Source organism: Enterococcus sp. DIV0236 (assembly GCF_050558525.1).
Classification (GTDB): domain Bacteria; phylum Bacillota; class Bacilli; order Lactobacillales; family Enterococcaceae; genus Enterococcus; species Enterococcus faecalis.
In genome coordinates this window covers 166,034-192,292 of the sequence record NZ_CP187891.1, presented here as the reverse complement: position 1 = coordinate 192,292, position 26,259 = coordinate 166,034, and the positions used below count along the sequence as shown (strand labels likewise).

The 26,259-nt window shown below is 39.2% G+C and carries 41 protein-coding genes and 1 riboswitch; of the genes, 6 read left to right on the top strand and 35 right to left on the bottom strand.

Annotated elements, in window-relative coordinates; all coding sequences use genetic code 11:
* Positions 1–18 precede the first annotated feature (18 nt).
* Genes IGK27_RS00925 through IGK27_RS00915 form a run of 3 tightly spaced genes read right to left on the bottom strand, consistent with a single transcriptional unit; the run spans position 19 to position 2,105 of the window.
* Positions 19–531 carry a transcription repressor NadR gene (locus tag IGK27_RS00925; protein ID WP_002356248.1) on the bottom strand — a complete coding sequence of 171 codons (513 nt, stop codon included), beginning with the start codon at positions 529–531 and terminating at the stop codon, positions 19–21.
* A 10-nt stretch (positions 532–541) separates the two neighbouring features.
* Positions 542–1,387, bottom strand: a complete 846-nt coding sequence (locus tag IGK27_RS00920) for a chorismate mutase (RefSeq protein ID WP_002363448.1) — start codon at positions 1,385–1,387, stop codon at positions 542–544.
* Between the two features lie 4 nt (positions 1,388–1,391).
* Positions 1,392–2,105 (bottom strand): NAD-dependent protein deacylase, encoded by a 714-nt coding sequence (locus IGK27_RS00915; RefSeq protein WP_002381369.1) that lies wholly within the window; start codon positions 2,103–2,105, stop codon positions 1,392–1,394.
* A gap of 172 nt (positions 2,106–2,277) precedes the next feature.
* Here IGK27_RS00915 and IGK27_RS00910 point away from each other — a divergent pair, with 172 nt between their 5' ends.
* The 3 genes from IGK27_RS00910 to IGK27_RS00900 all read left to right on the top strand — a co-directional run bounded on the left by IGK27_RS00910 (position 2,278) and on the right by IGK27_RS00900 (position 5,468).
* Positions 2,278–2,574: a hypothetical protein gene (locus IGK27_RS00910; protein WP_002356244.1), complete on the top strand. Its 297-nt coding sequence runs from the start codon at positions 2,278–2,280 to the stop codon at positions 2,572–2,574.
* 189 nt (positions 2,575–2,763) lie between these two features.
* A riboswitch (Lysine riboswitch) is annotated at positions 2,764–2,938 on the top strand.
* A gap of 194 nt (positions 2,939–3,132) precedes the next feature.
* Complete coding sequence (locus tag IGK27_RS00905; RefSeq protein ID WP_002381368.1) at positions 3,133–4,716, top strand: ABC transporter substrate-binding protein/permease; 1,584 nt, start codon at positions 3,133–3,135, stop codon at positions 4,714–4,716.
* 11 nt (positions 4,717–4,727) lie between these two features.
* The gene (locus IGK27_RS00900) at positions 4,728–5,468 is read left to right on the top strand and encodes an amino acid ABC transporter ATP-binding protein (RefSeq protein WP_002356242.1); all 741 of its coding nucleotides are present in this window, start codon (positions 4,728–4,730) and stop codon (positions 5,466–5,468) included.
* Between the two features lie 44 nt (positions 5,469–5,512).
* Here the strand turns inward: IGK27_RS00900 and IGK27_RS00895 are convergent, their stop codons facing one another.
* Positions 5,513–6,097: a TIGR00730 family Rossman fold protein gene (locus IGK27_RS00895; RefSeq protein WP_002394583.1), complete on the bottom strand. Its 585-nt coding sequence runs from the start codon at positions 6,095–6,097 to the stop codon at positions 5,513–5,515.
* A 173-nt stretch (positions 6,098–6,270) separates the two neighbouring features.
* Here IGK27_RS00895 and IGK27_RS00890 point away from each other — a divergent pair, with 173 nt between their 5' ends.
* The 3 genes from IGK27_RS00890 to IGK27_RS00880 all read left to right on the top strand — a co-directional run bounded on the left by IGK27_RS00890 (position 6,271) and on the right by IGK27_RS00880 (position 8,652).
* Positions 6,271–6,762: a GNAT family N-acetyltransferase gene (locus tag IGK27_RS00890; protein WP_016615827.1), complete on the top strand. Its 492-nt coding sequence runs from the start codon at positions 6,271–6,273 to the stop codon at positions 6,760–6,762.
* 90 nt (positions 6,763–6,852) lie between these two features.
* Positions 6,853–8,208, top strand: coding sequence for a branched-chain amino acid transport system II carrier protein (gene brnQ / locus IGK27_RS00885; RefSeq protein ID WP_002361550.1), 1,356 nt, complete (start codon positions 6,853–6,855; stop codon positions 8,206–8,208).
* 132 nt (positions 8,209–8,340) lie between these two features.
* Positions 8,341–8,652 carry a heavy metal-binding domain-containing protein gene (locus IGK27_RS00880; protein ID WP_002381365.1) on the top strand — a complete coding sequence of 104 codons (312 nt, stop codon included), beginning with the start codon at positions 8,341–8,343 and terminating at the stop codon, positions 8,650–8,652.
* Positions 8,653–8,702: 50 nt separating this feature from the next.
* Here the strand turns inward: IGK27_RS00880 and truA are convergent, their stop codons facing one another.
* The 31 genes from truA to rpsS form a co-directional block, all read right to left on the bottom strand.
* Positions 8,703–9,452: a tRNA pseudouridine(38-40) synthase TruA gene (gene truA / locus IGK27_RS00875; RefSeq protein ID WP_033626369.1), complete on the bottom strand. Its 750-nt coding sequence runs from the start codon at positions 9,450–9,452 to the stop codon at positions 8,703–8,705.
* 18 nt (positions 9,453–9,470) lie between these two features.
* Entirely contained in the window at positions 9,471–10,268 is a 798-nt protein-coding gene (locus IGK27_RS00870; RefSeq protein WP_002379226.1) for an energy-coupling factor transporter transmembrane component T family protein, read from the bottom strand.
* Positions 10,265–11,134 carry an energy-coupling factor ABC transporter ATP-binding protein gene (locus IGK27_RS00865; protein ID WP_002381364.1) on the bottom strand — a complete coding sequence of 290 codons (870 nt, stop codon included), beginning with the start codon at positions 11,132–11,134 and terminating at the stop codon, positions 10,265–10,267. Before IGK27_RS00865 ends, IGK27_RS00870 begins: the two co-directional genes overlap by 4 nt.
* Positions 11,110–11,949 carry an energy-coupling factor ABC transporter ATP-binding protein gene (locus IGK27_RS00860; RefSeq protein WP_002359354.1) on the bottom strand — a complete coding sequence of 280 codons (840 nt, stop codon included), beginning with the start codon at positions 11,947–11,949 and terminating at the stop codon, positions 11,110–11,112. The genes IGK27_RS00865 and IGK27_RS00860 overlap by 25 nt, the downstream gene beginning before the upstream one ends.
* A gap of 201 nt (positions 11,950–12,150) precedes the next feature.
* On the bottom strand, positions 12,151–13,326 hold the full coding sequence (locus IGK27_RS00855; RefSeq protein ID WP_002356230.1) for a M20 family metallopeptidase: 1,176 nt from the start codon (positions 13,324–13,326) through the stop codon (positions 12,151–12,153).
* A gap of 15 nt (positions 13,327–13,341) precedes the next feature.
* Complete coding sequence (locus IGK27_RS00850) at positions 13,342–14,541, bottom strand: DUF819 family protein (RefSeq protein ID WP_002356229.1); 1,200 nt, start codon at positions 14,539–14,541, stop codon at positions 13,342–13,344.
* Positions 14,542–14,557: 16 nt separating this feature from the next.
* Positions 14,558–14,770 carry a hypothetical protein gene (locus IGK27_RS00845; protein WP_002392601.1) on the bottom strand — a complete coding sequence of 71 codons (213 nt, stop codon included), beginning with the start codon at positions 14,768–14,770 and terminating at the stop codon, positions 14,558–14,560.
* A 45-nt stretch (positions 14,771–14,815) separates the two neighbouring features.
* On the bottom strand, positions 14,816–15,199 hold the full coding sequence (gene rplQ / locus IGK27_RS00840) for a 50S ribosomal protein L17 (protein ID WP_002356228.1): 384 nt from the start codon (positions 15,197–15,199) through the stop codon (positions 14,816–14,818).
* A 73-nt stretch (positions 15,200–15,272) separates the two neighbouring features.
* Positions 15,273–16,211 carry a DNA-directed RNA polymerase subunit alpha gene (locus IGK27_RS00835; protein WP_002356227.1) on the bottom strand — a complete coding sequence of 313 codons (939 nt, stop codon included), beginning with the start codon at positions 16,209–16,211 and terminating at the stop codon, positions 15,273–15,275.
* Positions 16,212–16,291: 80 nt separating this feature from the next.
* Positions 16,292–16,681: a 30S ribosomal protein S11 gene (rpsK, locus tag IGK27_RS00830; RefSeq protein WP_002356226.1), complete on the bottom strand. Its 390-nt coding sequence runs from the start codon at positions 16,679–16,681 to the stop codon at positions 16,292–16,294.
* 27 nt (positions 16,682–16,708) lie between these two features.
* A complete protein-coding gene (rpsM, locus tag IGK27_RS00825; RefSeq protein WP_002356225.1) occupies positions 16,709–17,074 on the bottom strand; it encodes a 30S ribosomal protein S13 in 366 nt (121 codons plus the stop codon).
* Positions 17,075–17,093: 19 nt separating this feature from the next.
* Positions 17,094–17,210, bottom strand: a complete 117-nt coding sequence (gene rpmJ / locus IGK27_RS00820; RefSeq protein ID WP_002288710.1) for a 50S ribosomal protein L36 — start codon at positions 17,208–17,210, stop codon at positions 17,094–17,096.
* Positions 17,211–17,242: 32 nt separating this feature from the next.
* Entirely contained in the window at positions 17,243–17,461 is a 219-nt protein-coding gene (gene infA / locus IGK27_RS00815) for a translation initiation factor IF-1 (protein WP_002356224.1), read from the bottom strand.
* A gap of 210 nt (positions 17,462–17,671) precedes the next feature.
* A complete protein-coding gene (locus tag IGK27_RS00810; RefSeq protein WP_002356223.1) occupies positions 17,672–18,322 on the bottom strand; it encodes an adenylate kinase in 651 nt (216 codons plus the stop codon).
* A gap of 86 nt (positions 18,323–18,408) precedes the next feature.
* Positions 18,409–19,707, bottom strand: coding sequence for a preprotein translocase subunit SecY (gene secY, locus IGK27_RS00805; RefSeq protein WP_002359350.1), 1,299 nt, complete (start codon positions 19,705–19,707; stop codon positions 18,409–18,411).
* Positions 19,708–20,148 (bottom strand): 50S ribosomal protein L15, encoded by a 441-nt coding sequence (gene rplO / locus IGK27_RS00800; RefSeq protein WP_002356221.1) that lies wholly within the window; start codon positions 20,146–20,148, stop codon positions 19,708–19,710.
* 47 nt (positions 20,149–20,195) lie between these two features.
* Positions 20,196–20,375 carry a 50S ribosomal protein L30 gene (gene rpmD, locus IGK27_RS00795; protein WP_002356220.1) on the bottom strand — a complete coding sequence of 60 codons (180 nt, stop codon included), beginning with the start codon at positions 20,373–20,375 and terminating at the stop codon, positions 20,196–20,198.
* A 14-nt stretch (positions 20,376–20,389) separates the two neighbouring features.
* Positions 20,390–20,890: a 30S ribosomal protein S5 gene (rpsE, locus tag IGK27_RS00790; RefSeq protein WP_002356219.1), complete on the bottom strand. Its 501-nt coding sequence runs from the start codon at positions 20,888–20,890 to the stop codon at positions 20,390–20,392.
* A 20-nt stretch (positions 20,891–20,910) separates the two neighbouring features.
* The gene (gene rplR / locus IGK27_RS00785) at positions 20,911–21,267 is read right to left on the bottom strand and encodes a 50S ribosomal protein L18 (RefSeq protein WP_002356218.1); all 357 of its coding nucleotides are present in this window, start codon (positions 21,265–21,267) and stop codon (positions 20,911–20,913) included.
* 160 nt (positions 21,268–21,427) lie between these two features.
* Positions 21,428–21,964: a 50S ribosomal protein L6 gene (rplF, locus tag IGK27_RS00780; protein WP_002356217.1), complete on the bottom strand. Its 537-nt coding sequence runs from the start codon at positions 21,962–21,964 to the stop codon at positions 21,428–21,430.
* 31 nt (positions 21,965–21,995) lie between these two features.
* Positions 21,996–22,394, bottom strand: a complete 399-nt coding sequence (gene rpsH, locus IGK27_RS00775) for a 30S ribosomal protein S8 (RefSeq protein ID WP_002356215.1) — start codon at positions 22,392–22,394, stop codon at positions 21,996–21,998.
* A 35-nt stretch (positions 22,395–22,429) separates the two neighbouring features.
* Positions 22,430–22,615 carry a type Z 30S ribosomal protein S14 gene (locus IGK27_RS00770; protein ID WP_002356214.1) on the bottom strand — a complete coding sequence of 62 codons (186 nt, stop codon included), beginning with the start codon at positions 22,613–22,615 and terminating at the stop codon, positions 22,430–22,432.
* 18 nt (positions 22,616–22,633) lie between these two features.
* Positions 22,634–23,173, bottom strand: coding sequence for a 50S ribosomal protein L5 (rplE, locus tag IGK27_RS00765; RefSeq protein WP_002356213.1), 540 nt, complete (start codon positions 23,171–23,173; stop codon positions 22,634–22,636).
* A 25-nt stretch (positions 23,174–23,198) separates the two neighbouring features.
* On the bottom strand, positions 23,199–23,510 hold the full coding sequence (gene rplX, locus IGK27_RS00760) for a 50S ribosomal protein L24 (protein WP_002356212.1): 312 nt from the start codon (positions 23,508–23,510) through the stop codon (positions 23,199–23,201).
* Between the two features lie 35 nt (positions 23,511–23,545).
* On the bottom strand, positions 23,546–23,914 hold the full coding sequence (gene rplN, locus IGK27_RS00755) for a 50S ribosomal protein L14 (protein WP_002356211.1): 369 nt from the start codon (positions 23,912–23,914) through the stop codon (positions 23,546–23,548).
* A 57-nt stretch (positions 23,915–23,971) separates the two neighbouring features.
* On the bottom strand, positions 23,972–24,238 hold the full coding sequence (gene rpsQ, locus IGK27_RS00750) for a 30S ribosomal protein S17 (RefSeq protein ID WP_002359348.1): 267 nt from the start codon (positions 24,236–24,238) through the stop codon (positions 23,972–23,974).
* Positions 24,239–24,261: 23 nt separating this feature from the next.
* Positions 24,262–24,450, bottom strand: a complete 189-nt coding sequence (gene rpmC, locus IGK27_RS00745; RefSeq protein ID WP_002383858.1) for a 50S ribosomal protein L29 — start codon at positions 24,448–24,450, stop codon at positions 24,262–24,264.
* Positions 24,440–24,874, bottom strand: a complete 435-nt coding sequence (gene rplP / locus IGK27_RS00740; protein WP_002356208.1) for a 50S ribosomal protein L16 — start codon at positions 24,872–24,874, stop codon at positions 24,440–24,442. Before rplP ends, rpmC begins: the two co-directional genes overlap by 11 nt.
* 2 nt (positions 24,875–24,876) lie before the next feature.
* Complete coding sequence (rpsC, locus tag IGK27_RS00735; protein ID WP_002356207.1) at positions 24,877–25,533, bottom strand: 30S ribosomal protein S3; 657 nt, start codon at positions 25,531–25,533, stop codon at positions 24,877–24,879.
* 66 nt (positions 25,534–25,599) lie between these two features.
* The gene (gene rplV / locus IGK27_RS00730; protein WP_002356206.1) at positions 25,600–25,947 is read right to left on the bottom strand and encodes a 50S ribosomal protein L22; all 348 of its coding nucleotides are present in this window, start codon (positions 25,945–25,947) and stop codon (positions 25,600–25,602) included.
* 21 nt (positions 25,948–25,968) lie between these two features.
* On the bottom strand, positions 25,969–26,247 hold the full coding sequence (gene rpsS / locus IGK27_RS00725; protein ID WP_002356205.1) for a 30S ribosomal protein S19: 279 nt from the start codon (positions 26,245–26,247) through the stop codon (positions 25,969–25,971).
* Between the last annotated feature and the right edge of the window lie 12 nt (positions 26,248–26,259).

The window sequence follows — 26,259 nt, the reverse complement described above, 5'->3', positions numbered from 1 at the left end:
TGTCCTCTCTTTTTCTCGTTATCCTTCAAACAAAATACTTTTTTTTCGAAGCGCCTCTTTGATTTCTTGGAAAGTTTCTTCGTCTGCACAGCGAATAGTATGCAGATGGACGCCTCCTGTTAAAACTGATAGTAATGTAGCATGCTCTTTTTGATACTTGTCCATAAATTTATCAATATCTTTCTCTGATTGAATGCGCAAACTGCCGATTAATTCCCCATAAAGCGGATGTGCAATACTCACATCTACCACTTCTCCACCTTTGGCAACAATGACTGACAATTCTTCTCTCGTTTGTTCAGGTGTATGTTGACAAGCAATTTTCCGTTCAATTCCTTCTAAAGGTTGTTCCAACATATACCCTCGAGCTGTTGCGACAATTTCGACCCCTGTCGCCCGTAATAGAGCGACATCTCCTACAATAATTTGTCTGCTGACATCAAAAGCTTTTGCAAAACGAGTGGCACTAATTGGCTTTTCGGTCTCTCTTAATCTTTTAACAATCTCTCTTCTTCTGATTTCTCCATCCACGACCTTCGCCTCACTCTCCTAAATGTTTTTCTTGGAAACGTTTAGAGGCGTCCATAATTCCCTGGAAAGTCTCAGATAATGTTTCTTCATACTCGGCATTTTCAACATGATTCAGAATAGTTTCTAATACTTGTTGTTCTCTTTCAGAATCAAAAACCGCATGACCTGCTTTCTTTTTCACTGCAGCAATCTCTGCGACGACGTCCATCCGCTGTTCTAATAAACGGACCAGTTCCTTATCGATTTGGTTAATCTTTGCTCGTTGTTGTTCTAAAGAAGTTGTTGGGGCGTCATCTTCAGTCAATTCTTTAATTATCCGTGCTGGATTACCTGCGATCACACAGTTTTCTGGAAACGATTTGGTCACAACAGCACCTGCTGCCACCACTACATTATCGCCTAATGTTACGCCAGGAAGGACAATCGCTCCACCGCCAATCCAAACATTGTTGCCAATGATAATTCGTTTCCCTGATTCCATTCCGCTATTACGCTTGGCCGCTTGTAATGGATGCTCGGCTGTATAAAGTTGCACATTGGGTCCAAACATACAGTTATCGCCAATTTCGATTGGACAAACATCTAAAAAAACGTTATTAAAATTGGCATAGAAATTTTTTCCCACAGAAATGTTGTAGCCATAATCAAATTGAATCATCGGTTCGATGTACGTCCCGACACCCACTTTTCCAAACGTTTCTTCTATTAATTGACGACGAATATAAGTGTCTGGTTGTTGGTTAATTAACGCCATTTGTTCACGGGCTTTTTTGCGATCAGCCACTAATTCAGGATCTGAGGCAAAATATAGTGCACCTGCGATCATTTTTTCTTTTTCTGATTTAAATTCTTCCATTCCGTTACTCCTTTATCGTTAATTCTGCAAATATCGTTTCGGCTTTCGCTTCTAAAAAATAATAAGGTTGTTGTAAAAATAGCGGCGTTTGATTAATGGCTAAAATAGTTGCCGTTGGTTGTTTATAATGAATCAAATCACAAAATGGATGCACTTGAAAACTCGTGCCGACAATCACGATTAAGTCGGCAGAAGCAACGGCCTGAATGGCTTTTTCAATTGCCTCTTCGGATAGTCCTTCTTCATACAAAGTAATAGCTGGACGGATTTGTCCATGACAATCAGCGTGCCGATCACTAAGCAAATAGTCTTGCCAAGGAACCGTTGCACCACAAGTTTGGCAATAACATTCATATAAATTACCATGAAAGTCCACCACTTCTTGGCTACCTGCTTTTCGATGAAGCCCATCAATATTTTGTGAAACAATTTTTCCCCGTTTCATTTGCTCTAATTGGGCCATTTTCTGGTGAATGATATTAGGTTGTGCGTCTGGATGATAGAGCGTTTTAACGAATTGATAAAACTTTTCTGGCTCTGTTTTTAAGCAAGTCCGGCTCAATAAGTATTCCGGTTGCTGGATTCCTTGATAGACACCTTTTAAGGAACGATAATCTGGCACACCTGAGGCTGTCGAGATACCCGCACCTGTTAAAAATGTGATTTTTTGTTGGGTTGCCAACCAATGAATTGCCTCAGCTTGCGTGATATCTTGCATATCGATTCAGCTCCTAATCTTCTATATTATAACGTATTTTAACATTAGCACCAAAAGTTTTTCCACTTTTTGAAAACTTCTTACCTATATATTGATTTATCTTGAAAGAGTTTGTGACAAATTTCTCAACTCGTGGTAAAATATGCATGAGTAAAAGTGAGGTGAAACAACAATGGTCGCATTTATTATTTATTGGGCTGCAATTATTGCCTGCATCGCTTGGGGCGTTTTAAGCATTTGGTTCTCTGTTTTTTATCTTTCTCGTAAAGAAAACGGAAATCTTTGGGCTTTTGCGTTCTTCAACGTTATCGCTATTATCGCCTTAGCAATTGTTTTATTAGTTTACAAAACTTGGGATTTCGGTATCTTAACTTACTCAAGTCTAATTTATACAATTTTAGCTTCTTTAGGTGTATTGACTGTTCTTCAAGCTATTTTAGGTCGTGAACCAAAAGCTGTCAAAGCTTAAGTAAAAAGCAACTGTTCCTTTAGGAATGGTTGCTTTTTTCGTATTAGTTTCTATTTCGTAGGGAAAATGTTACGCTAATTTCATGGTGTTTGTGTCCTCTTGATAAATTCCTTTGCTGGAACATATTGACTTTCTTCTGGATTTATCCTAAAATTAATAACTGAATTTAATAACTGAATAGTGCCTCAAAAAAGAGGTAGAGGTCGCGGTTTTTATTACGCTTGTGGAGTGAGAGGACACTGGGAAGCAAGTTTAGGATCAATCGCCGAAATGCATAACGGAGCCTCTTCTGTTGTGTGTTGGGACGTAAGTTAAGAGCTTGCGGACTGTCTTAGTAGTGATGCTAAGTTGTGCTATGTTTCGTTGAGGAATTTTTTTCGACATTACCTAGCAACCTTACATCTGTTTGGTTGTTTTTTTGTATTCAAAAATAGGTTGTGACAGAAGTATTCTCCTTTAAAAAGACAGAATCGCTTTTGCTCAGCTGATTATCAAAGCTTGTTGATTGAAAAAAGACAAAACGATCAATCAGACAAGAAATTTAAAGGAGAGAAAAAGATGAACAAAAAAGTTTTTTCATTCAGTCTACTACTTGTCACGCTATTTTCGTTACTTGGCATGACAACCAACGCTTCGGCGGAGGAAAATGGTGAATTTCGTGTCGGCATGGAAGCTGGCTACGCCCCTTTTAACTGGTCACAGAAAAATGACGCACATGGCGCAGTGCCTATTCAAGGCAACTCTTATGCAGGCGGCTATGATGTTCAAATTTCTAAAAAAATTGCCGATGGTTTAGGTCGTAAATTAGTAATCGTCCAAACCAAATGGGATGGCTTGGCGCCCGCCTTACAATCTGGAAAAATTGATGCCATTATCGCCGGAATGAGCCCAACCGCTGAACGAAAAAAAGAAATTGCTTTTACAAACCCTTATTATGAATCACAATTTGTCGTAATTGTAAAAAAAGATGGCAAATACGCTAATGCAAAAAGCTTGAAAGATTTAGCTGATGCTAAAATTACGGCTCAACTAAATACATTCCACTACGGATTAATTGATCAAATTCCAAATGTCAATAAACAGCAAGCAATGGATAACTTTTCGGCTATGCGAACAGCACTTGCTTCTGGCATGATTGATGGGTATGTTAGTGAACGCCCTGAAGGCATAACAGCAACTAGTGTCAATAAAGAATTAAAAATGTTAGAATTTCCAAAAGAAAATGGCTTTGATGCTAGCGCTGAAGACTCACAAGTAGCAGTCGGCATGCGTAAAGGCGATCCTGACATTGAAAAAGTAAACAAAATTTTAGCAGGTATTTCTCAAGATGAACGGACAAAAATTATGGACCAAGCAATCAAGGATCAACCTGCAGCAACAGATAGTGATGAACAAAAAACAGGACTTATTAACGATTTCAAAAATATTTGGAATCAATATGGCGACATGTTTTTACGTGGTGCTGGTTTAACGCTATTTATCGCGTTAATTGGGACAGTTGTCGGAACAACCCTTGGTTTACTAATTGGTGTCTTCCGTACAATTCCAGATTCTGAAAACCCAGTCGCTCGTTTCTTCCAAAAATTAGGAAATTTAATTCTTTCTATTTATATTGAAGTTTTCCGTGGTACACCAATGATGGTTCAAGCAATGGTTATTTTCTATGGTTTAGCTCTAGCTTTTGGCATCTCTTTAGACCGAACAGTGGCCGCATTATTTATCGTTTCTGTGAATACTGGTGCCTATATGTCTGAAATTGTTCGCGGAGGTATTTTCGCAGTAGATAAAGGACAATTCGAGGCAGCACAAGCGATCGGGATGACCCATGGACAAACAATGCGTAAAGTCGTTATTCCCCAAGTATTACGTAATATTTTACCTGCAACAGGGAATGAATTTGTCATTAATATCAAAGATACGGCCGTGTTAAGTGTTATCGGTGTTGCAGATTTATTCTTCCAAGGGAATGCTGCTTCTGGCGCAAACTTCCAGTTCTTCCAAACCTTTACAATTGTCGGCATCATGTACTTGGTAATGACTTTTGTGATCACACGAATCTTACGTGTTGTGGAACGTAAAATGGATGGCCCTTCTGCTTACGTTAAAGTAGAAGAATTAACTGAAGAAGGAAAAGAAAGCTAGGAGGCAAACAGATGAGTGCAATTATTGAAATTGAACATTTACGAAAAAGCTTTGGCGAAAACGAAGTATTAAAAGATATCAATATGAACGTCAATAAAGGAGAAGTTGTCACCATTATCGGTTCTTCTGGTTCTGGTAAATCAACGTTATTACGTTGTATTAATTTGTTAGAAAAACCAACAGATGGTAAAATCATCTATAATGGTAAAAATGTTTTAGAACGTGGTTATAGTTTGCCCAAATATCGGACCCATTTAGGCATGGTTTTCCAATCATTCAATTTATTTAATAACATGAATGTCTTAGAAAACTGTACTTCTGGTCAGATGACTGTCCTAAAAAGAAACAAAGAAGAAGCCAAAAAAATTGCCTTAGAAAATTTAGAAAAAGTTGGCATGGCTCGTTTTATTGATGCCAAACCTGCTCAATTATCTGGTGGACAAAAGCAACGGGTAGCCATTGCTCGAGCATTATCAATGGATCCAGATGTTTTACTTTTCGATGAACCAACTTCTGCATTGGATCCTGAAATGGTTGGCGAAGTGCTAAAAACGATGAAAAATCTTGCCCATACAGGGCTAACAATGGTGATTGTAACACATGAAATGGAATTTGCGCGGGACGTATCCGATCGTGTTATTTTCATGGATAAAGGTGTCATTGCCGAAGAAGGGACCGCTGAAGATATTTTTGTCCATCCAAAAGAAGCTCGGACAAAAGAGTTCTTACATCGGATTTTAACGAAAAACTAGTAAAAAAGAGGCAGTCATTCTGATTAGAGTGACTGCCTCTTTTGTTATTTTTTGTATTGACGAATCATTGGCGGTTCATAGGAATCAATAAATGCACCAATTTCTTCTAAGGAATCTGAAATGAAAATTTTAGCTCGATCCGCCGCTGTTAAGAAATTAGTTTCTACCATTTTATCAAAAAAAGCAGCTAATAAATCATAGTAACCATTCACGTTGTATAAAATACAAGGGTTCATATGTTCACCGACTCGGCCCCAAGAGATCACCTCGCTAATTTCTTCTAGCGTGCCGGGACCACCGGGTAAAGCTAAATACACATCTGCCAATTCAATCATCTTTTTCTTACGCGCATGCATATCACTGACTGTATGCATCTTTGTAATGCCATTATGTGCAATCTCTCGTTCCATTAAAAAAGTGGGCATGACACCAATTACCTCTCCACCTTCTGCTAAAAGCGTGTCAGCCACCGTACCCATTAGACCAACATTGCCACCGCCATAAACTAGATCATAGTGATTTTCTTTCATCCAAGCGGCTAACGCTACTGCAGCTTGCTGATAGATTGGCTCATTCCCCAGACTGGCGCCACAATATACTGCCATTTTTTTCACAAACATACCCTCCATTTAGATAGATTCTTTTTTACCATCTATCCTCTGGTAGCTATGGTAGCATATTTTGATTTTCTCGAAAAGGTGCAGCCATTTTTCTTTTCGTTTTAAAAGTATTTGAATTTTCAGACAATAAATGCTATAGTCTTTTTATATTTTAAAATTTCAGAAAAAGGAGCCCTATTATCTTGTCTACCTCACTCACTATTCGCTTAGTTGCCGAAGCCGATTGGCCCGCATTACATGCCTTGGATCAAATCATTTGGACAAAAAAGAATACCCCTGCCGAGATACAACCACTCTCGCTTGCGGCATATCAGGAAAAAATGAAGGATGAAACGATTTTCGTTGCCATCAGCGGACAACAACTTGCTGGATTTATTGAAGTCCATCCGCCCACTTCGTTAGCAGCTCATCAAAAGCAATGGCTACTAAGTATTGGCGTTTCGCCAGATTTCCAAGGTCAAGGGATTGGTGGTTCTTTGTTGTCGTATATCAAAGATATGGCTGAGATAAGCGGGATTCATAAGCTGAGTTTGCGAGTAATGGCTACCAATCAAGAAGCCATTCGATTCTATGAAAAACATGGTTTTGTGCAGGAAGCACATTTTAAAGAAGAATTTTATATAAATGGACACTATTGTGATGATTATCAGTATGCTTATTTCATAGAAAAATAAGAAAACCAATGTTTTCTATAAAAACTGGTTGCTCTCTGTTTCTTCTTCTGTTATTTTAAATAATAAGACAATATTAAGGAGTGTGAATCTATGCAAAAAAAGTTAGTTTGGCGTGATTATCTATACGTTGGTTCAATGTTATTCGGTTTGTTTTTCGGTGCTGGAAATTTAATTTTCCCTGTACATATGGGACAAGAAGCGGGGGCTTCCGTCTTTTTAGCAAACTTGGGCTTCTTAGCCACTGGAATTGGCTTACCTTTTCTTGGTGTCATTGCTATGGGTGTTTCTAAAAGTTCAGGTGTTTTTGACTTAGCTTCTCGGATTAATCGTCGTTATGCTCTTATTTTTACCTTACTATTATATTTAACGATTGGTCCTTTCTTTGCTTTACCAAGGTTAGCAACTACTTCTTTTGAGATTGGTCTTGCACCATTTGTTCCTAAAGACTTGCAATGGCTGGTTCTTGCTGGCTTTTCCGCATTATTTTTCTTAGCCGTTTGGCTCTTCTCTAGAAAGCCAAGTAAAATCTTAGATTATGTGGGTAAATTTTTAAATCCGTTATTTTTAGCATTGCTAGGAATTTTGATTGTTTTAGCCTTTGTAAAACCATTAGGTCATGTGGCCAGTGCCGCTGTTGGTGAAAATTATATTTCAAGTCCTTTCTTTAAAGGATTTACAGAAGGTTATAATACGTTGGATGCTTTAGCTTCATTAGCTTTTGGGATTGTTGTCGTTTCCACTTTACGAAATATGGGCGTCGAAAAACCAGGAGATATCGCTAAAGGAATGATTAAATCAGGTGCTTTCAGTGTTGTATTGATGGGGATTATCTATACCTTACTTGCTTATATGGGAACAATGAGTATCGGGGCTTTTCCAATCAGTGAAAACGGCGGGATTGCCTTAGCCCAAATTGCTAATTACTATTTAGGCCTACCAGGGAGTATTTTACTGGCTTTTATCGTAGTTCTTGCTTGTTTAAAAACCGGTATCGGCTTAAGCACAGCCTTTTCTGAGACTTTTGAAGAAATGTTTCCGAAAGTTTCCTATCAAAAATTCTTGGCAATTGTTGTTATTTTACCAGCTATTTTTGCAAATGTCGGCTTAACCAACATCATTCAATTTGCTGTTCCAGTCTTGATGTTCCTTTATCCATTGGCGATTACTTTAATGCTTTTGGTAATCATCAGTCCTATTTTCAAACATCGACGGGAAGTCTATCAAGCAACGACCTATATCACATTGATTGCTGCTGTTTTAGATGCATTAAATAGCGCGCCTGCCTTTATCAAAGATACGGCGTTTGTAACAACGCTTTTAGAAAAAGCCGGCCAATACTTACCATTGTTCACTATTGGCATGGGCTGGGTCGTTCCAGCAACGGTTGCTTTTCTAATTAGTTGGGTTTGGGTCATGATTTCTAAAAAAGATCCTATTCTTGATTAATTCTTACCAAAACGACACTAGAAAAAATGCGGAAGCGCATCTTTTCTAGTGTCGTTTTTATGTATATTCGTTGTACCAAACTCTTGACTATGGTAAATTGAAGTTACCAACAAGTACTGGAGGAAATTGCCCATGTTAGTTACAACAACCGAGAGAATTAGCGGTCAAGAATATGAAATTATTGGAGAAGTTTTCGGGTTAACCACACGTTCTAAAAATATGTTTAAAGATTTAGGTGCTGGACTAAAAAGCGTAGTTGGCGGTGAAATCAAAGGTTACACTGATATGCAACGAGAAGCACGCGACCAAGCAATCGAACGTTTAAAAGCAGAAGCCTCTAAATTAGGTGCAGATGCCGTTGTGATGATGCGTTTTGATTCTGGCACAATTGGCACAGACATGCAATCTGTCGTGGCTTACGGAACAGCTGTTAAATACATCTGAATTTTGCAACTAAAAAGACGCAGACCTTTTCTTGTAAGGTCTGCGTCTTTTTAGTTTTCATATTTCACTTCTGCTAAATACAATCCTTCTGGATGAGCAGTCGGACCTGCTAAATTTCGATCTTTGGCTGCGATAATTGCTGGAATCGCGGTTGGTTCCAGCCGCCCATTGCCGATTTTCAATAGCGTACCAACTAAAATCCGAATCATTTTGTACAAGAAACCATCGCCCCGAAAAGTGAATGTTAATTCATTCCCCGTTTCATTGACATGAACACTGGCTTCATGAATGGTTCGGACTTTATCTTCTACTGAACTTCCTGAGGCACAGAAAGAGGTAAAATCATGGGTACCTAATAAATCAGGCAAAGCTTGTTGGATTTTTTCGAGATCAATGGGATACGGAAAATAACTAGCATAAAAACGTCGAAATGGACTTCGCGGTTTGCCAATATCCACTTTAAATTGATAGGTTTTTTCGATCACGTGATAACGTGCATGAAAGTCTTCCGAAACACGTTCCACGCTGCGCACAGCAATGTCTTCTGGTGTTTGTGTGTCTAACGCAAAGCGCATTTTTTCCAACGGACGTTCCTGCGGATAATCAAAGTGAATCACTTGGCCCATTGCATGAACCCCTGCATCTGTTCGTCCTGAACCAAAAACCGTCACGGAGTGTCCGTTATTCATGCGTGCTAACGTTTTTTCTATTTCTTCTTGAACGGTACGCTCATTAGGCTGCTTTTGAAAGCCATGAAAATGAGTGCCATCATAGGCAATGATTGCTTTATAGCGGGGCATAATTTTTCTTCACCTTTTCTAAGTTCTTAATACAAATAAGCCAATGGTTAACAAGACAAAGCCAAACATTACTATTGTATCTCGTAGGTGCCAATGAAGAATGCGGTATTTTGTCCGTCCTTCACCACCTTGATAACCTCTTGCTTCCATGGCAGTCGCTAAGTCTTCCGCACGATTAAAACTACTTACGAAAAGCGGAATCAAAAGTGGAACAATAGCTTTCATTTTTTGAAGTAAGTTTCCTTCACCAAAATCAACACCACGGGCACGTTGAGCATTCATAATCTTTTCCGTTTCATCCATTAATGTTGGGACAAAACGTAAGGCAATTGATAACATCAATGAAACTTCATGAACTGGAAATTTCACTACATGAAGTGGGCGTAGCAAATATTCAATCGCATCTGATAACTCTAATGGTGCCGTCGTTAAAGTTAATAACGTTGACATGAAAATAATTAAAACAAAACGACAGAAAATAAATAGCCCATTCGTCACACCAAACTGGGTTATGGAAATAATTCCCCACTGAAAGTACACTTCCCCCCCTTGTGTAAACAAGGTTTGAAGAGCCACAGTAAACAGAATTAGCCATAATAATGGCCGAACACCGCGGATAAAGAAGCGGGCGCTGATTTTTGATAATGAAATAGCAAAAGCAGTAAAGGCTGCTATTAAAACATAACTCTGCCAATTATTTGCTAAAAAGATAATTCCAATAAAATAAAAACTAGCTAATAATTTTGCACGCGGATCTAAACGATGGATAAAAGAATCACCTGGAATATAACGCCCAAAAATCAATTTATTCATCATTTTGCCTCACCTGCTTCCTGCATTTTTTTCAGAAGCTGATCGGCTAATTGATCGGCCGTTAATGGTAATTGCTCAAAAGAAAAGCCTTTTGCCACTAATTTTTCAGCAAATTCGGCTGCAGTTGGCACGCCTAATTGTTTTTCTTTCAGCCATTGTGTCTCTTGAAACACTTCTTGTGGTGCTCCCGCTCGGACGATTTGTCCTTTTTCTAAAACAATCACGTGATCTGCGTAATTAGCCACGTCATCCATCAAATGTGTCACTAAAACGATGGTCATATTATGTTCCTTATGCAGACGACTAAACATCTCCATCATTTCTTTACGACCCTTAGGATCCAAACCAGCAGTCGGTTCGTCTAATACTAAGACTTCTGGTTCCATCGCTAGCACACCAGCAATTGCGACACGGCGCATTTGACCACCTGATAACTCAAACGGAGAATGTTGTAAGTATTTTTCATCTAAGCCGACTAAATCAAGCATTTTCTTAGCTAATTTTTTCGCTTCTTCGTCTGAAACACCAAAGTTTTTCGGTCCGAAAGCGATGTCTCGCTCCACTGTTTCTTCAAACAATTGTGCTTCTGGAAATTGAAAAACGATCCCAACTTTTTTACGAATTGGTTTTAAATTCTTATTATCAGTTTCTGGCGTAATTACACGCTCTCCAATTGTTACTTGGCCTTTAGTTGGTTTCACCAAAGCATTTAAATGTTGTAATAGCGTTGATTTGCCACTGCCAGTATGTCCGACAATCGCTGTATAAGAGCCGTCTTGAATCGTTAAATTAATATCGAATAATGCCCGTTGCTCAAAAGGAGTATTGGGTTGGTAAGTAAAATCTACTTGTTTAAAACGGATGTCCATAACCAATCCACCATCCCTTCTTCTGTTAAATAATTCGTTGGCACAACAACGCCACGCTCTTTCAAAGCTACTTTTAATTTTTCAGGAAACGGTAAATCCAAGCCCATTTCAACAAGCGCTTCTCCTGCAGAAAAAATCTTTTCTGGTGTTCCTTCGTTTGTCAATTGTCCTTGGCGCATCACTAAAATACGATTCGCATTAGCCGCTTCATCAATATCGTGGGTAATAGAAATAACTGTTAAATTACTTTCTTCTTTAATCTTTTGAATGGTAGCAATTACTTCTGCACGACCTTCTGGATCTAACATACTTGTCGCTTCGTCTAAAATAATAATATCTGGTCGCAAAGCAACCACACCAGCGATAGCTACTCGTTGTTTTTGGCCGCCAGATAGCCGAGCAGGTTCTCGCTTGGCAAAATCTAACATACGAACCCGTTCTAATGCATCGTGAACACGTTCGACCATTTCATCACGCGGAATACCTTGATTTTCTAAACCAAAAGCCACATCGTCTTCGACTGTTGAACCGACAAATTGGTTATCTGGATTCTGAAAAACCATTCCTACCATACGCCGGATATCCCAGACGTTTGCTTCATTTAATTCTTTGCCGCCAACTTTGATAGTCCCAGCAGCTGGCAGTAACAGCCCATTGATCGTTTTGGCTAACGTTGATTTACCAGAACCATTATGGCCAATAATAGCGACCCATTCGCCTTGTTGAATGGAAAAAGACACATCTTTTAAAGCGGGAGAAGCATCTTCTGGTTGATAATTAAATTGGATATTATTTAGTTCAATGATTGGTTGCATCGCATACTCCCTCAATCTATTTATTCTTTCTAACACTACCAAAAAAGTAGCGTTTTTTCAATCATCTGTTCTGATTCTTCACACTATTTTTTATTATACCAAAAGAACGGTCATTATGGGAGCTCTTATCTGTCTTGACAGGTCTATTTTTCATAAAAATAACTTCTTGTTCTCATAAAACAAGAAGTTACTGATTTTCTTTTAAAAATGTGTCTTCAAATATTCAAACGCATATTGGGCATATAACTCAGCACCCATTGCCATCGCATCTTCATCAATATTAAAACGACCATGGTGATGTGCCCACTCCGTATCTTTCTCTGGATTACCACTTCCCACTAAGGCAAAACAACCAGAAGCATGTTCAGTATAATAACTGAAGTCTTCGCCACCAGTTGTCGGCTCTTCTTGTCTTAAGGCCGCTTCACCAAAATTTTCCTTAATTAGTGTTTGGGCAAACAAGGCATCCTGCTCATCATTAATCACTGGCAACGTCCCATATTGATAATCTAACGAAGCCGTCCCACCGTAAATAGCGGCTGTTTGTTCCGCATAGCGTTGTAGCGCCTGTTCTACTCGATTACGCGTTGCTACACTAAAGCAACGAACCGTTCCTTCTAAACGTGCATTCTCAGCAATCACATTAAAACGGGTCCCCACATCCATCCGTCCAATCGTGACAACTACTGGATCTAAAGGATCTGTCTCCCGAGAAACAATCGTTTGCAGATTCATCACGAAAGAAGAAGCTATGACTGCCGCATCAATACAAGCGTTTGGCATGGCACCATGGCCACCACGGCCTTTAAAATCAACAGAAAAAATATCTGCGGATGCGAAACTTGAGCCCACTCGACACGAAGCGGTTCCTACAGGCATTTGTGACCAGATATGTAAGCCAAATACATCATCAACACCGGTCATTGCGCCTTGCGCAACCATTGCTTTAGCACCTTGCGCATTTTCTTCAGATGGTTGAAAAATTAATCTTACTGTTCCCTGAAGTTCTTCCTGGATTTCTTTTAATACTTTAGCCGCTGTTACTAACATCGCGGTATGGGAATCATGCCCACATGCATGCATCTTGCCAGCTTCTAAAGATTTATAAGCTAAATCTTCATTTAATTCCTGTACAGGTAAGGCATCCATATCAGCCCGCAGCGCAACCACTCGGCCTGGTTTGCCGCCCACAATTTCAGCAATTAAACCCGTCGGTTCTGTTTTGCGATAAGTAATTCCTAATTGATCAAGAACTGCCGCGACTTTTTCTGTCGTTCGAAATTCTTCAAATTGTAATTCTGGATGTTGGTGTAAATCCCGTCGAAAAGCAATCATTTCTTGTGAATGCTGCTTGACTAGTGCTTTGATTTTTTTCATACTTACGCCCCGTTTCTACAAACTTAATAAAATACTTGAAAAAATACCCGCTAAAATAACCGAAACAATGGTGACTGTTACGAAACCTGCCACTAACATCGGTGGCATTAAATGGCTCGTTAAAGCCGCCTGTTCTTGTTCATCTTCTGTCAATGATTGAATCACTTCATTCGTAATAATATAATCGGCTGGAAAGCCATATAAAGCTGTCAATGAAACTGCGAATGCCATCTCTTTACTCACACCTAATACACGACCAACAATTGCTGAAAAGATGTACATCCCGATAACACCAATCACAATAATCCCAATCATTGGTAAAAATAAATCCATCAACATTTCAGGTGTGGCTTGTTTTAAGCCATCAAAGACAAAAAGCATTAACCCTAAAATCGCAAAACCAAAGCTATTTGCTTTCTGCAATGGTTGCTTTTCTAAAAAGCCTAAAGACGTTGCAATCACGCCAAAACATAAACACAGCACAAAAGGACTAATCGTCACAAACGGTGCCGTCCACACAGAAACATAATAAGCAAGTGTGGCAACTAAGGCTAAACGTAAAATTCGTGAATAATCTGTATGATATCGTTTGGGTACTTTTTCAAATAGTTTAGGCACATCTGGTTCTGCTCCTGTTTCTTGCCCCTCTTGTTCATGAACCGGCTGCCATGTCCCTGCTCGATATTCTTGAAGCTTCCGCTTTCCTTCTTTTTTTAGAACAATTGAAGTTAAGGGATAACCAGCAAACCCTTGAATGACATAAATTAAAATTGCCAAAACTGAAAGTGAGGCTAAACCAGCTGATTGAGCCGCTTCTGACATTACTAATGAAGAAACTAAACCTCCTACTAACGGCGGGATTGCAACTAAAACTGTTTTTAAGTCAAAAACAAAAGTCCCCACAGCTAACAACAAGGCAATAATGCCCAGAATACCTGACAAAGCAATCACAATCGTTTTCCATTGATTAACCAATTCTTTAACAGAGAGCAGAGTGCCCATATTAGTAATCAACAGATACATTAATAAAGTGGCAACCACTGTAGGAATCCCTGCCACTTCCACAATATTTTGTGGAAAAATAGTCCAATAACCAAGAATAAATAAAACACCACAAACAAAAACAGATGGAATCCAAGCTTTTGTTTTGATAGAAACTACATCACCAATGTATAAAATAACCATCAGCAACGAAAAAGCAAACATTTGCGACATATAATTCCCCCTTCTACTAACTCAGATGCTTAATTATCTGAAAATTCCAATTAATAACCAGTATAACAAACCGCAAAAGCTTCCGCAATGCTTTTATGAAACAAAAAAGCTTTGAGAAAACAGCGTTTTCCCAAAGCAAAAAAAAATCACCTTTATATGATGAGTGCTCCCCTGCTAAAGCCATCTTTAGCAGGGAAAGCAGAGCTAGACTCGGAGTCGCCTCCAACATCATAACACTCTAAAAGAAACATCTATAAAGTGATCGGTTTATTAATTATTTAACAAATTCGATAACTACCATTGGTGCTGCATCGCCGCGTCTTGGTTCTGTCTTCAAGATACGAGTGTAACCACCTTGGCGTTCCGCGAAACGAGGTCCTAAATCGTTAAATAGCTTTTGTAAAGCTGATTCAACAACGATAGACTCATCTTCTTCACGAACACTAGCAACTTCATTACGAACGAAAGTAGCTGCTTGACGACGTGCATGAAGATCTCCACGTTTACCTAAAGTAATCATTTTTTCTACAGTTGAACGTACTTCTTTCGCACGAGCTTCAGTAGTTACGATGCGTTCGTTGATGATTAAATCAGTTGTAATATCACGTAGCATAGCTTTACGTTGGCTTGATGTGCGTCCTAATTTACGGTAACTCACGTTGGGTTCCCTCCTTCGTTTCTGTTCTCACGAGCCACTGCTGTTAAGCAGGACTGGAAACTTCGTAAAAGTCTTAATCGTCCTTACGTAATCCTAATCCTAGATCATGCAATTTAAGTTTTACTTCTTCAAGAGATTTACGACCTAAATTACGTACTTTGATCATTTCTGGTTCAGATTTGTTTGTAAGTTCTTGTACAGTATTAATACCTGCACGTTTTAAACAGTTATATGAACGAACTGATAAATCAAGTTCTTCAATCGTCATTTCTAGCATTTTCTCTTTTTGAGTTTCTTCTTTTTCCACCATGATTTCAGCGTTTTTCGCTTCGTCAGTAAGGTTTACAAAGATATCTAAATGCTCAGTCATGATTTTCGCAGCTAAACTTAGTGCTTCTTGAGGAATGATTGAACCATCTGTCCATATTTCCATTGTTAATTTGTCGAAATCATCACGACGACCAACACGTGTATTTTCTACTTGGTAGTTAACACGACGAACGGGTGTGTAGATGGAATCAACTGGAAGTACACCGATTGGCATATCTTCTTTTTTGTTTTCGTCTGCTTGAACATAGCCACGACCAGGTTTCACTGTTAAGCGAGCATGGAAAGTAGCTCCTTCAGCAACACTACAGATAACTAAATCTTTATTTAGGATCTCAACATCACTGTCCACGATAATATCGCCGGCAGTCACGGTAGCGGGTCCTGTAATATCGATCTCAAGGGTTTTCTCTTCTTCAGCATATAATTTCAATGCTAAGCCTTTAATATTCAAAATAATTTGTGTTACGTCTTCTCGTACACCTGGAATGGTTGAGAATTCGTGTAAAACACCATCGATTTGAATATTCGTAATTGCAGCTCCTGGTAAAGAAGACAATAAAATACGACGTAGAGAGTTACCTAAAGTAGTTCCGTAACCGCGTTCTAATGGTTCAACGACGAACTTACCATAATCTCTATTTTCATCAATTTTTTCGATTCTTGGTTTTTCAAATTCAATCATTCTTATCTATACCCCTTTCAAAACGAAAAGTGTCTTGTTCAATGACGTTCCTAATTCAAACTCAGAATGAGTGGCGCTCATTAAACACGACGGCGTTTTGGAGGGCGGCATCCATTATGAGGAACTGGAGTCACGTCACGAATTGCAGTCACTTCTAAACCTGTTGCTTGTAATGAACGAATTGCTGCTTCACGTCCAGAACCAGGTCCTTTAACTGTTACGTCTACAGTTTTAAGTCCATGTTCCATTGCCACTTTAGTTGCGGCTTCTGCAGCCATTTGAGCGGCAAAAGGAGTTGATTTTTTGCTTCCTTTAAAGCCTAATGATCCTGCTGATGACCATGCTAATGCATTACCATGTGTATCAGTAATCATTACGATTGTATTGTTGAATGTAGAATGGATATGTGCTACACCTGATTCTATATTCTTTTTGACACGGCGTTTACGACTAACTTTTTTTGCTGCCATGAAGTTCTAACCTCCTTCACTTAGGAATTATTTTTTCTTGCCTGCTACTGTTTTAGTAGGGCCTTTACGAGTACGTGCATTATTTTTCGTGTTTTGTCCACGAGTTGGTAATCCACGACGGTGACGGATTCCACGGTATGAACCGATTTCCATCAAGCGTTTGATGTTTAAGTTCACTTCACGACGAAGATCCCCTTCAACTTTTAACTTATCAATTTCCGCACGAATCGCATCTGTTTGTTCGTTTGTTAAATCACGTACACGAACATCTTCAGATACGCCAACGTTTGCTAAAACTTTTTTAGCTGTAGTGTTACCAATACCATAAATGTAAGTAAGAGAAACTACTACACGTTTGTCACGAGGGATGTCTACTCCTGCAATACGAGCCATTATTCGTTACACCTCCTAATTATCCTTGACGTTGTTTATGTTTTGGATTTGCTGGGCAAATAACCATAACACGTCCTTTACGGCGAATTACTTTACAATGTTCACACATTGGTTTTACTGATGGTCTTACTTTCATGATAATACCTCCTGTGGTTTTACGGAGTACAATTATTTAAAGCGATAAGTAATACGGCCACGCGTTAAATCATACGGTGATAATTCAACTGTTACTTTGTCACCAGGTAAGATACGGATGTAGTGCATACGGATTTTACCTGAAACAGTAGCAAGAACTTGGTGTCCATTTTCTAGTTCGACTTTAAACATTGCATTCGGCAAAGTTTCGACGACTGTACCTTCGACTTCAATCATATCTTCTTTTGCCACGCACAGTACCTCCTTGTACTTGTTTCGCGTTTTCACACGATAAAACGGCGGAAACTCCAGCTCCCACCTAGAAATTCTCAACTAACTTCGTTATTCATTTTGATGTCACAAAACTGTAGAAGTCGGACTGATATATTCTACCATATTTAGTTATGTTTTGGCAAGAGAAACTGAATACAACAACAGGGTTAAACTGCGGGCAATTGGAAATTAGTTTTCGTCAATGATTTTTTTCACATCAGAAAAAACAGTATCGATTTCGCGATTGCCATCGATTGTATGCATCAAGCCTTGTTCTTTATAGAAAGCTAAGATTGGTGCGCTACTTTCAATGTTGACTGCCAAACGATTTTTAACCGTTTCGGGCTTATCATCTTCTCTTTGGTAGAATTCATGTCCGCCACAGCGATCACAAGTGCCTTCAACTTTTGGCGGGTTGAATAATTTATGATACGTTGCGCCACATGTGCGACAGATGAATCGTCCAGCTAAACGCTCGATTAATACATCTTCTTCTACATGGATGTCAATGACAGCATCAATTTTTTTGTTTAATTCTTTAAGCATTGTATCTAATGCTTTTGCTTGATCCAGTGTACGTGGGAAACCATCTAATAGGAATCCTTTGTCTGTGTCTGGTTCAGCAAGGCGTTCTTTAACAATTCCGTTTGTTACTTCGTCAGGAACCAGTTCACCTTTATCGATATAAGATTTCGCTTCTAGGCCCAAGGCAGTTTCATTTTTCATTGCTGCACGGAACATATCTCCAGTAGAAATATGTGGAATGCCATACGTATCAATGATTTTTTCTGCTTGGGTGCCTTTACCTGCTCCAGGTAATCCCATTAAAATGAGGTTCATATATTCTCCTCCTAATTTTAAAGACCGGCTTATGAAGCTAGCCATATGTGAGAATGGTGCTGAGGTAAAACCTCAACACTCGATTCTTACTTATTGATAAAGCCGACATATTGACGTTTCATCATTAATCCTTCTAATTGTTTCGTTGTTTCTAATGCAACCCCGATAACGATTAGTAAACTTGTTCCACCTAAACCGATTGATTGAGGTAAGTTCCAAACCATTTGCGCAATGATTGGAAGTAAAGCAACAAGTCCTAGGAAAATTGAGCCGACAACACTTAATCTCATTAACACGCCAGATACATATTCTTCTGTACCTTTACCTGGTCGCACGCTTGGAATGTAGCTTCCTTGTTTTTGTAAGTTTTCCGCTAATTTCTCAGGGTTTACTTGAACAAATGCATAGAAGAACGTAAACGCAACGATTAGGACAGTATAGATGATTGCCCCTGGAACTGTGTTATAACTGAAGATTTTTGTCATAATGTCATACCAATTTTCACCAGCGAATTTTGATGAGAAAGCTTGTAAAATGGCATTTGGTGTTGCAATTAACGAGCTGGCAAAGATAACTGGAATAACCCCAGCAGCATTTACTTTTAACGGTAAATAACTACTTGTTGGTGCACCAGAAACACGTTTTGTATATTGGATTGGAATCTTACGTTCTGCTTGTTGGAAGAACGTTACGACTGTAACGATCACCAAAATAGCAATAACTAAGATTGCAATGAAAATAACAGATTGCCAAATACGAGAAGACTCGATATTGACGAAGTAATCTTCATAGATTTCTTTGACTGCTCCTGGCAAACGAGAAATAATCCCGGCAAAGATAATCATTGAAACACCATTTCCGATTCCTTTTTCTGTAATTTGTTCACCCATCCAAGTCACAAACATCGTCCCAGCAGTTAAAATAACTGCAATCATCACAAAGGTACCTAAGGTTGGATTGTTTACAATCCCAGTTTGACTTAAGCTATTAAAACCAGCAGTGATCCCCATTGACTGAGCCACACCCAAGACAATCGTTAGATATCTTGTTGCTTGATTTAATTTCTTACGCCCAACTTCCCCTTGTTTTGACCATTCTACAAATCTAGGTACAATATCCATTTGCAATAGTTGAATAATAATAGAGGCTGTAATGTATGGCGAAACCCCCATCGAGAAGATAGAGAAGTTTTGCATGGCACTACCACTCACCATATTCAACATATTCAAAAAGGGTAAGCTACTTAAATCAGACAATCCCTTTGCATTCACCCCGGGCACAGTAATGTGCGCACCTAGGCGAAATACAAACAAGATTAAAACTGTAAATAAGATTTTTGATCTAATGTCTTTGACTTTAAAGGCGTTCTTTAATAGCTTGAACAATTAGATCACCTCGATTGAACCACCAGCAGCTTCGATAGCTTCTTGTGCTGATTTCGAGAATTTAGCTGCTTTCACAGTTAATTTTTTCGTTAACTCACCATCTGCAAGAACTTTGATTCCCGCTTTTTCGTTTTTAACGATTCCTGCTTCTTTTAGGACAACAGGAGTTACTTCTGTTCCATCTTCAAAACGGTTTAAAGTATCTAAGTTCACAACAGCGTAATCTTTACGATTAATGTTTGTAAACCCACGTTTTGGTAAACGACGGAATAATGGAGTTTGACCCCCTTCAAATCCTAAACGAACACCACCGCCTGAACGGGCTTTTTGCCCTTTTTGTCCACGGCCAGCTGTTTTACCATTACCAGATGAAGTACCACGTCCAACACGGTTACGTACTTGGCGTGAGCCCTCAGCAGGTTTTAATTCATGAAGTTTCATAGGTTTGGCACCTCCTTAAGCAATCTTCTATTACAAATCTATAAATCTTAAACTTCTTCTACGTCCACTAAATGTGAAATAGTGTTAACCATACCTTTGATTGCTTCATTGGCAGGTTTTGTAACAGTACTATTCACTTTACCTAAACCTAACGCTTTAACTGTAGCACGTTGGTTTTGAGGACGTCCGATAACACTGCGTTTTAAAGTAATTTTTAATTCAGCCATTATTTTTGTCCTCCTTAACCGATAATTTCTTCTACAGATTTACCGCGAAGTGCTGCCACTTCTTCGGCACGTTTTAATTGTTTTAGACCTTCAACAGTTGCGCGAACAACGTTAATAGGTGTGTTTGAACCTAGTGATTTAGATGTAATATCTGCTACACCAGCTAATTCCAATACGGCACGAACTGGTCCACCAGCAGCTACCCCAGAACCTTCTACTGCAGGTTTCATAAGGATACGGCCGCCACCGAATACGCCAATTACTTCGTGCGGGATAGTAGAACCAACCATAGGCACTTCAACTAAGTTTTTCTTCGCGTCTTCGATTGCTTTACGGATAGCTTCAGGTACTTCTTGTGCTTTACCAGTACCGAAACCAACGTGTCCGTTTTTGTCACCGACAACAACTAAAGCTGCGAAACGTAAACGACGTCCACCTTTAACAACTTTTGTTACACGGTTGATCGCTACAACGCGGTCTTCTAATTCCAAATGTTTTGGATCAATATAAACCATGAATGGTGTTCCTCCTTCTCCTAAAATTCTAGTCCATTTTCACGAGCAGCTTCAGCTAAAGCTTGCACGCGGCCATGGTAAAGGTATCCACCACGGTCGAAGACTACTTTTTTGATGCCTTTTTCAGCGGCACGTTCAGCAACTAGTTTACCAACAGCTGCAGCTGTTTCTGTTTTTGTTCCACCTGAAATTTCTTTATCCAAGGCAGAGGCACTTGCTAGCGTCACACCCGCTACGTCATCAATGACTTGCGCGTAGATGTTTTTGTTAGAACGGAAAATGTTCAAGCGTGGGCACTCAGCAGTACCAGAGATTTTGTTACGTACACGACGATGTCTCTTTTGACGTGTTTTGTTTTTATCTGGTTTTGTAATCACAATTTTCACCTCTTTGATTTAATGTTTACTACTAATATTTCAAGCAGTCAGCAGATTACGGAAAAGAGAAGCTGGCAGACAAGACAAAAGCATTTTATTGGAAAAATCCCATAAAATGACAGTTGCTTGTTGTTGACTTCTGTTTTCTACACAGCTGTTATTATTTACCAGTTTTACCTTCTTTACGGCGTACAAATTCACCAACATAGCGAATCCCTTTGCCTTTATAAGGTTCTGGAGGACGAACGCCACGGATGTTAGCAGCTAATTCACCAACAACTTCTTTGTTGATGCCTTTAACGATAACTTGTGTGTTCGCAGGTACTTCAAATGTTACGCCTTCTGGTGCTGTCATTTCGACAGGATGAGAATAACCAACGTTTAAAGTTAATTTGTTGCCTTGTACTTGGGCACGGTATCCGACCCCGATAAGTTCAAGTGCTTTTTGGAAACCTTCAGAAACACCAACAACCATGTTGTTGAAGTTTGCACGAGTTGTTCCGTGGATTGTTTTCATTTCTTTTGAATCGTTTGGACGAGTGAATGTCACTTCGTTTCCTTCGATGTTCATTTTGATATCAGAAGAAAATTCGCGTGTTAATTCACCTTTAGGTCCTTTAACTGTAATGTTGTTTCCGTCTTGCTTGATTTCAACACCAGCAGGAAGAACAACAACTTTATTACCAATACGGCTCACTTAGAGACACCTCCTTGTGTATTTTTTAGAATTACCATACGTAGGCGATTACTTCGCCGCCGATATTTTTCGCTCTAGCTTCTTTGTCAGTAATTACACCCTCTGATGTAGAGATGATTGCAATTCCTAGACCGTTTAATACTTTTGGTACTTCGTCAGCTTTTACGTATGCACGTAAACCTGGTTTAGAAATACGTTTTAAGTTTGTGATAACACGTTCTTCGTTTTTACCATATTTTAGGAAAACACGGATTACGCCTTGTTTGTCATCTTCGATGTATTCTACGTCGCGGATAAATCCTTCACGTTTCAGGATTTCTGCGATATCACGTTTGATTTTTGAAGCAGGTACTTCTAAAGTTTCATGTTTAACCATGTTCGCATTACGAATGCGAGTTAGAAAATCTGCAATTGGATCTGTCATGACCATTGAACTATTTACCTCCTTTATGCGAGTTTACTTGTTTACCAGCTAGCTTTCTTCACGCCGGGAATTTGACCTTTATAGGCAAGTTCGCGGAAGCAAATACGGCAAAGATGAAATTTACGATAAACTGAATGTGGACGTCCACAACGTTCACAACGAGTATAAGCTTGTGTTGAATGTTTAGCAGGACGTTTGTTTTTAGCAATCATTGATTTTTTAGCCACGTAGTTCGCCTCCTTATATTATTTTTGGAATGGCATACCTAATTGTGCCAACAATTCGCGAGACTCTTCGTCAGTGTTCGCTGTTGTAACAATTACGATGTCCATACCGCGTACTTTATCTACTAAATCATAATCAACTTCTGGGAAGATTAATTGTTCTTTAATACCTAAAGTATAGTTACCACGACCATCGAAAGCTTTTTTGCTGACACCGTGGAAGTCACGTACACGAGGTAAAGAAACTGTTACTAATTTATCTAAAAATTCGTACATTCTTTCGCCGCGTAGCGTTACTTTCGCACCGATTGGCATTCCTTCACGTAAACGGAATCCAGCGATAGATTTTTTAGCTTTTGTGATAAGTGGTTTTTGACCAGTGATTAATGCTAATTCTTCAACAGCTTTGTCTAAGTTTTTAGCATTTGATACTGCATCACCCACACCCATGTTGATAACGATTTTATCAACTTTAGGTGTTTGCATAACTGAGCTGTAATTAAATTTTTCCACCAATGATGGTGTTACTTCTTTAATATATTTTTCTTTCAGGCGGTTCATTCAGTAAGCCCTCCTTCCGCAATTTTTATTTATCTAAAACTTCACCTGTTTTTTTAGAAACGCGGACTTTTTTGCCGTCGACTTCTTTAAACGCAACTTTAGTAGCTTCTCCGTTTGAAGGATCAATCACCATTACATTAGAAACATGAATTGGCGCTTCCACTTCAAGGATTCCACCTTGTGGGGCTGCTTGGTTTGGTTTTTGGTGTTTTTTAACGACGTTGACACCTTCAACGATAACTTTATCTTGTTTAGGAAACGCTGCTAAGACAACGCCTTCTTTGTTTTTATCTTTACCAGTGATAACTTTTACTTTATCGCCTTTTTTAACAAACATTACTGTTTCGCACCTCCTTTAACGTGGGCTCGAGATTATAATACTTCTGGTGCTAGAGAAACGATCTTCATGAAGTTGTTTTCACGTAATTCACGTGCAACTGGTCCGAAGATACGTGTTCCGCGTGGGCTTTTATCGTCACGGATAATTACCGCAGCATTTTCATCAAATTTGATGTAAGAACCGTCAGCACGACGAGCGCCAGATTTTGTACGAACGATAACGGCTTTAACTACTTCACCTTTTTTAACAACCCCACCTGGCGTTGCTTGTTTGACAGTAGCAACAATAACGTCACCGATGTTAGCAGTTTTACGACCAGATCCGCCTAGGACTTTGATCGTTAAAATTTCACGTGCGCCAGAATTGTCAGCGACTCTTAAACGACTTTCTTGTTGGATCACGATGTGTATCCCCCTTTCAGATTTTGTGCTTCAATCTATTAGGAAATTCTCGTTTTATTAGATAATAACTGCTTCTTCGACTACCTCTAGTAAACGGAAACGTTTTGTAGCTGATAATGGACGAGTTTCCATGATTTTTACGATGTCTCCAACTTTCGCTGTGTTGTTTTCATCATGCGCTTTATATTTTTTAGAATATTTCATACGTTTGCCATAGATAGGGTGGTTTTTCTTTGTTTCAACGACAACTGTGATTGTTTTATCCATTTTGTCTGATACCACACGACCTTGGTAAACTTTACGTTGATTTCTTTCTTCAGTCATACGCGTTTGGCCTCCTTCCACTATTAGTTAGCTTGTTCACGCAATACTGTTTTGATGCGTGCAATCGATTGACGTACTTCTTTAATACGTGCAGTGTTTTCTAATTGACCTGTTGCTAATTGGAATCTTAAGTTGAACAATTCTTCTTTTAATTGTTTTTCTTTATCTAGCATTTCGGCAGTGGTTAATTCTCTGATTTCTTTAACCTTCATTCGATTCACCACCCATTTCCTCACGTTTTACGATCTTAGTTTTTACCGGCAATTTGTGAGATGCAAGACGAAGAGCTTCACGAGCTACTTCTTCAGGAACGCCTGCGATTTCAAACATGATTTTACCACGTTTAACTGGTGATACCCAGCCTTCTGGTGCCCCTTTACCTTTACCCATACGTACGCCGATAGCTTTACTTGTGTAAGACTTGTGAGGGAAAATTTTAATCCATACTTTCCCGCCACGTTTCATGTAACGAGTCATTGCAATACGGGCTGCTTCGATTTGACGGTTAGTAATCCAGTGAGATTCAGTTGCTTGTAAACCCCATTCACCAAATGCTACTTCTTTTCCGCCTTTAGCTTCACCGCGCATTTTTCCGCGGAATTCACGACGGTGTTTTACACGTTTAGGTACTAACATGATTATTTCCCTCCTTTCTCAGTGTTTTTTTTCGTTGGAAGAATTTCTCCACGATAGATCCACACTTTAACTCCTAGTTTTCCGTAAGTAGTGTCCGCTTCTTCCCATGCGTAATCAATGTCCGCACGTAATGTGTGAAGTGGTACAGTTCCTTCAGAGTATCCTTCTGAACGAGCGATATCCGCACCGTTTAGACGACCTGATACTTGAGTTTTGATTCCTTTAGCGCCAGCACGCATTGCGCGTTGGATGGCTTGTTTTTGAGCACGACGGAAAGCAACACGGTTTTCTAATTGACGTGCAATTCCTTCGCCTACTAATTTTGCATCTAAATCTGGTTTTTTGATTTCAACGATGTTGATGTGAACTCGTTTGCCAGTTAATTTGTTTAATTCTTTTCTTAGGTTTTCGACTTCAGATCCGCCTTTACCGATAACCATACCTGGTTTAGCTGTGTGAATTGAAATGTTAACACGGTTTGCAGCGCGTTCGATTTCAATTGTAGATACAGCAGCATCAGCAAGTTTTGTTGCGATAAATTTACGGATTCTTAAATCTTCGTGTAAGAATTCAGCATACTCTTTTTCAGCATACCATTTCGCATCCCAGTCGCGGATGATGCCTACACGCATTCCAATTGGATGTACTTTTTGACCCACTGATTGTCCCTCCTCTTAAATGTTTAAGCTCTGTTTTCATAAAGAAAACAGCCTATTTCATGAGACTTATTTCTCTGTTACAACTACTGTGATGTGACTAGTACGTTTGTTGATTGGTGAAGCTGAACCTTTTGCACGAGGACGGAAACGTTTCATTGTTGGTCCTTCGTTAACAAATGCTTCAGATACGACTAAGCTTTCAACGTCCAAGTCAAAGTTGTTTTCTGCGTTAGCAACTGCTGACATTAAAACTTTTTCAATGATTCCAGCAGACTTGTTCGGTGTGAATTTCAAGATTGAAATTGCATCCGCAACGCTTTTCCCTCTGATAAGATCGATTACTAAACGTGCTTTACGAGGTGAAGTGCGAACTGTTTTTGCAGTTGCTTTAGCTGATGTAATTTGTTCTGACATTTGCATATCCTCCCCTCAAAATTAGCGTTTAGTTTTTTTATCGTCAGCAACGTGGCCACGATAAGTTCTAGTTGGTGCAAATTCACCTAATTTATGTCCTACCATGTCTTCTTGAATGTAAACAGGGACATGTTTCCGTCCATCATATACAGCGATTGTGAAACCTACGAATGATGGAAAAATTGTAGAGCGGCGAGACCAAGTTTTAATTACTTTTTTCTTTTCGGCACCTTGTTGTGCTTCGACCTTTTTCATCAAATGATCATCGACGAAAGGTCCTTTTTTTAAACTACGACCCATGGTGAACCTCCT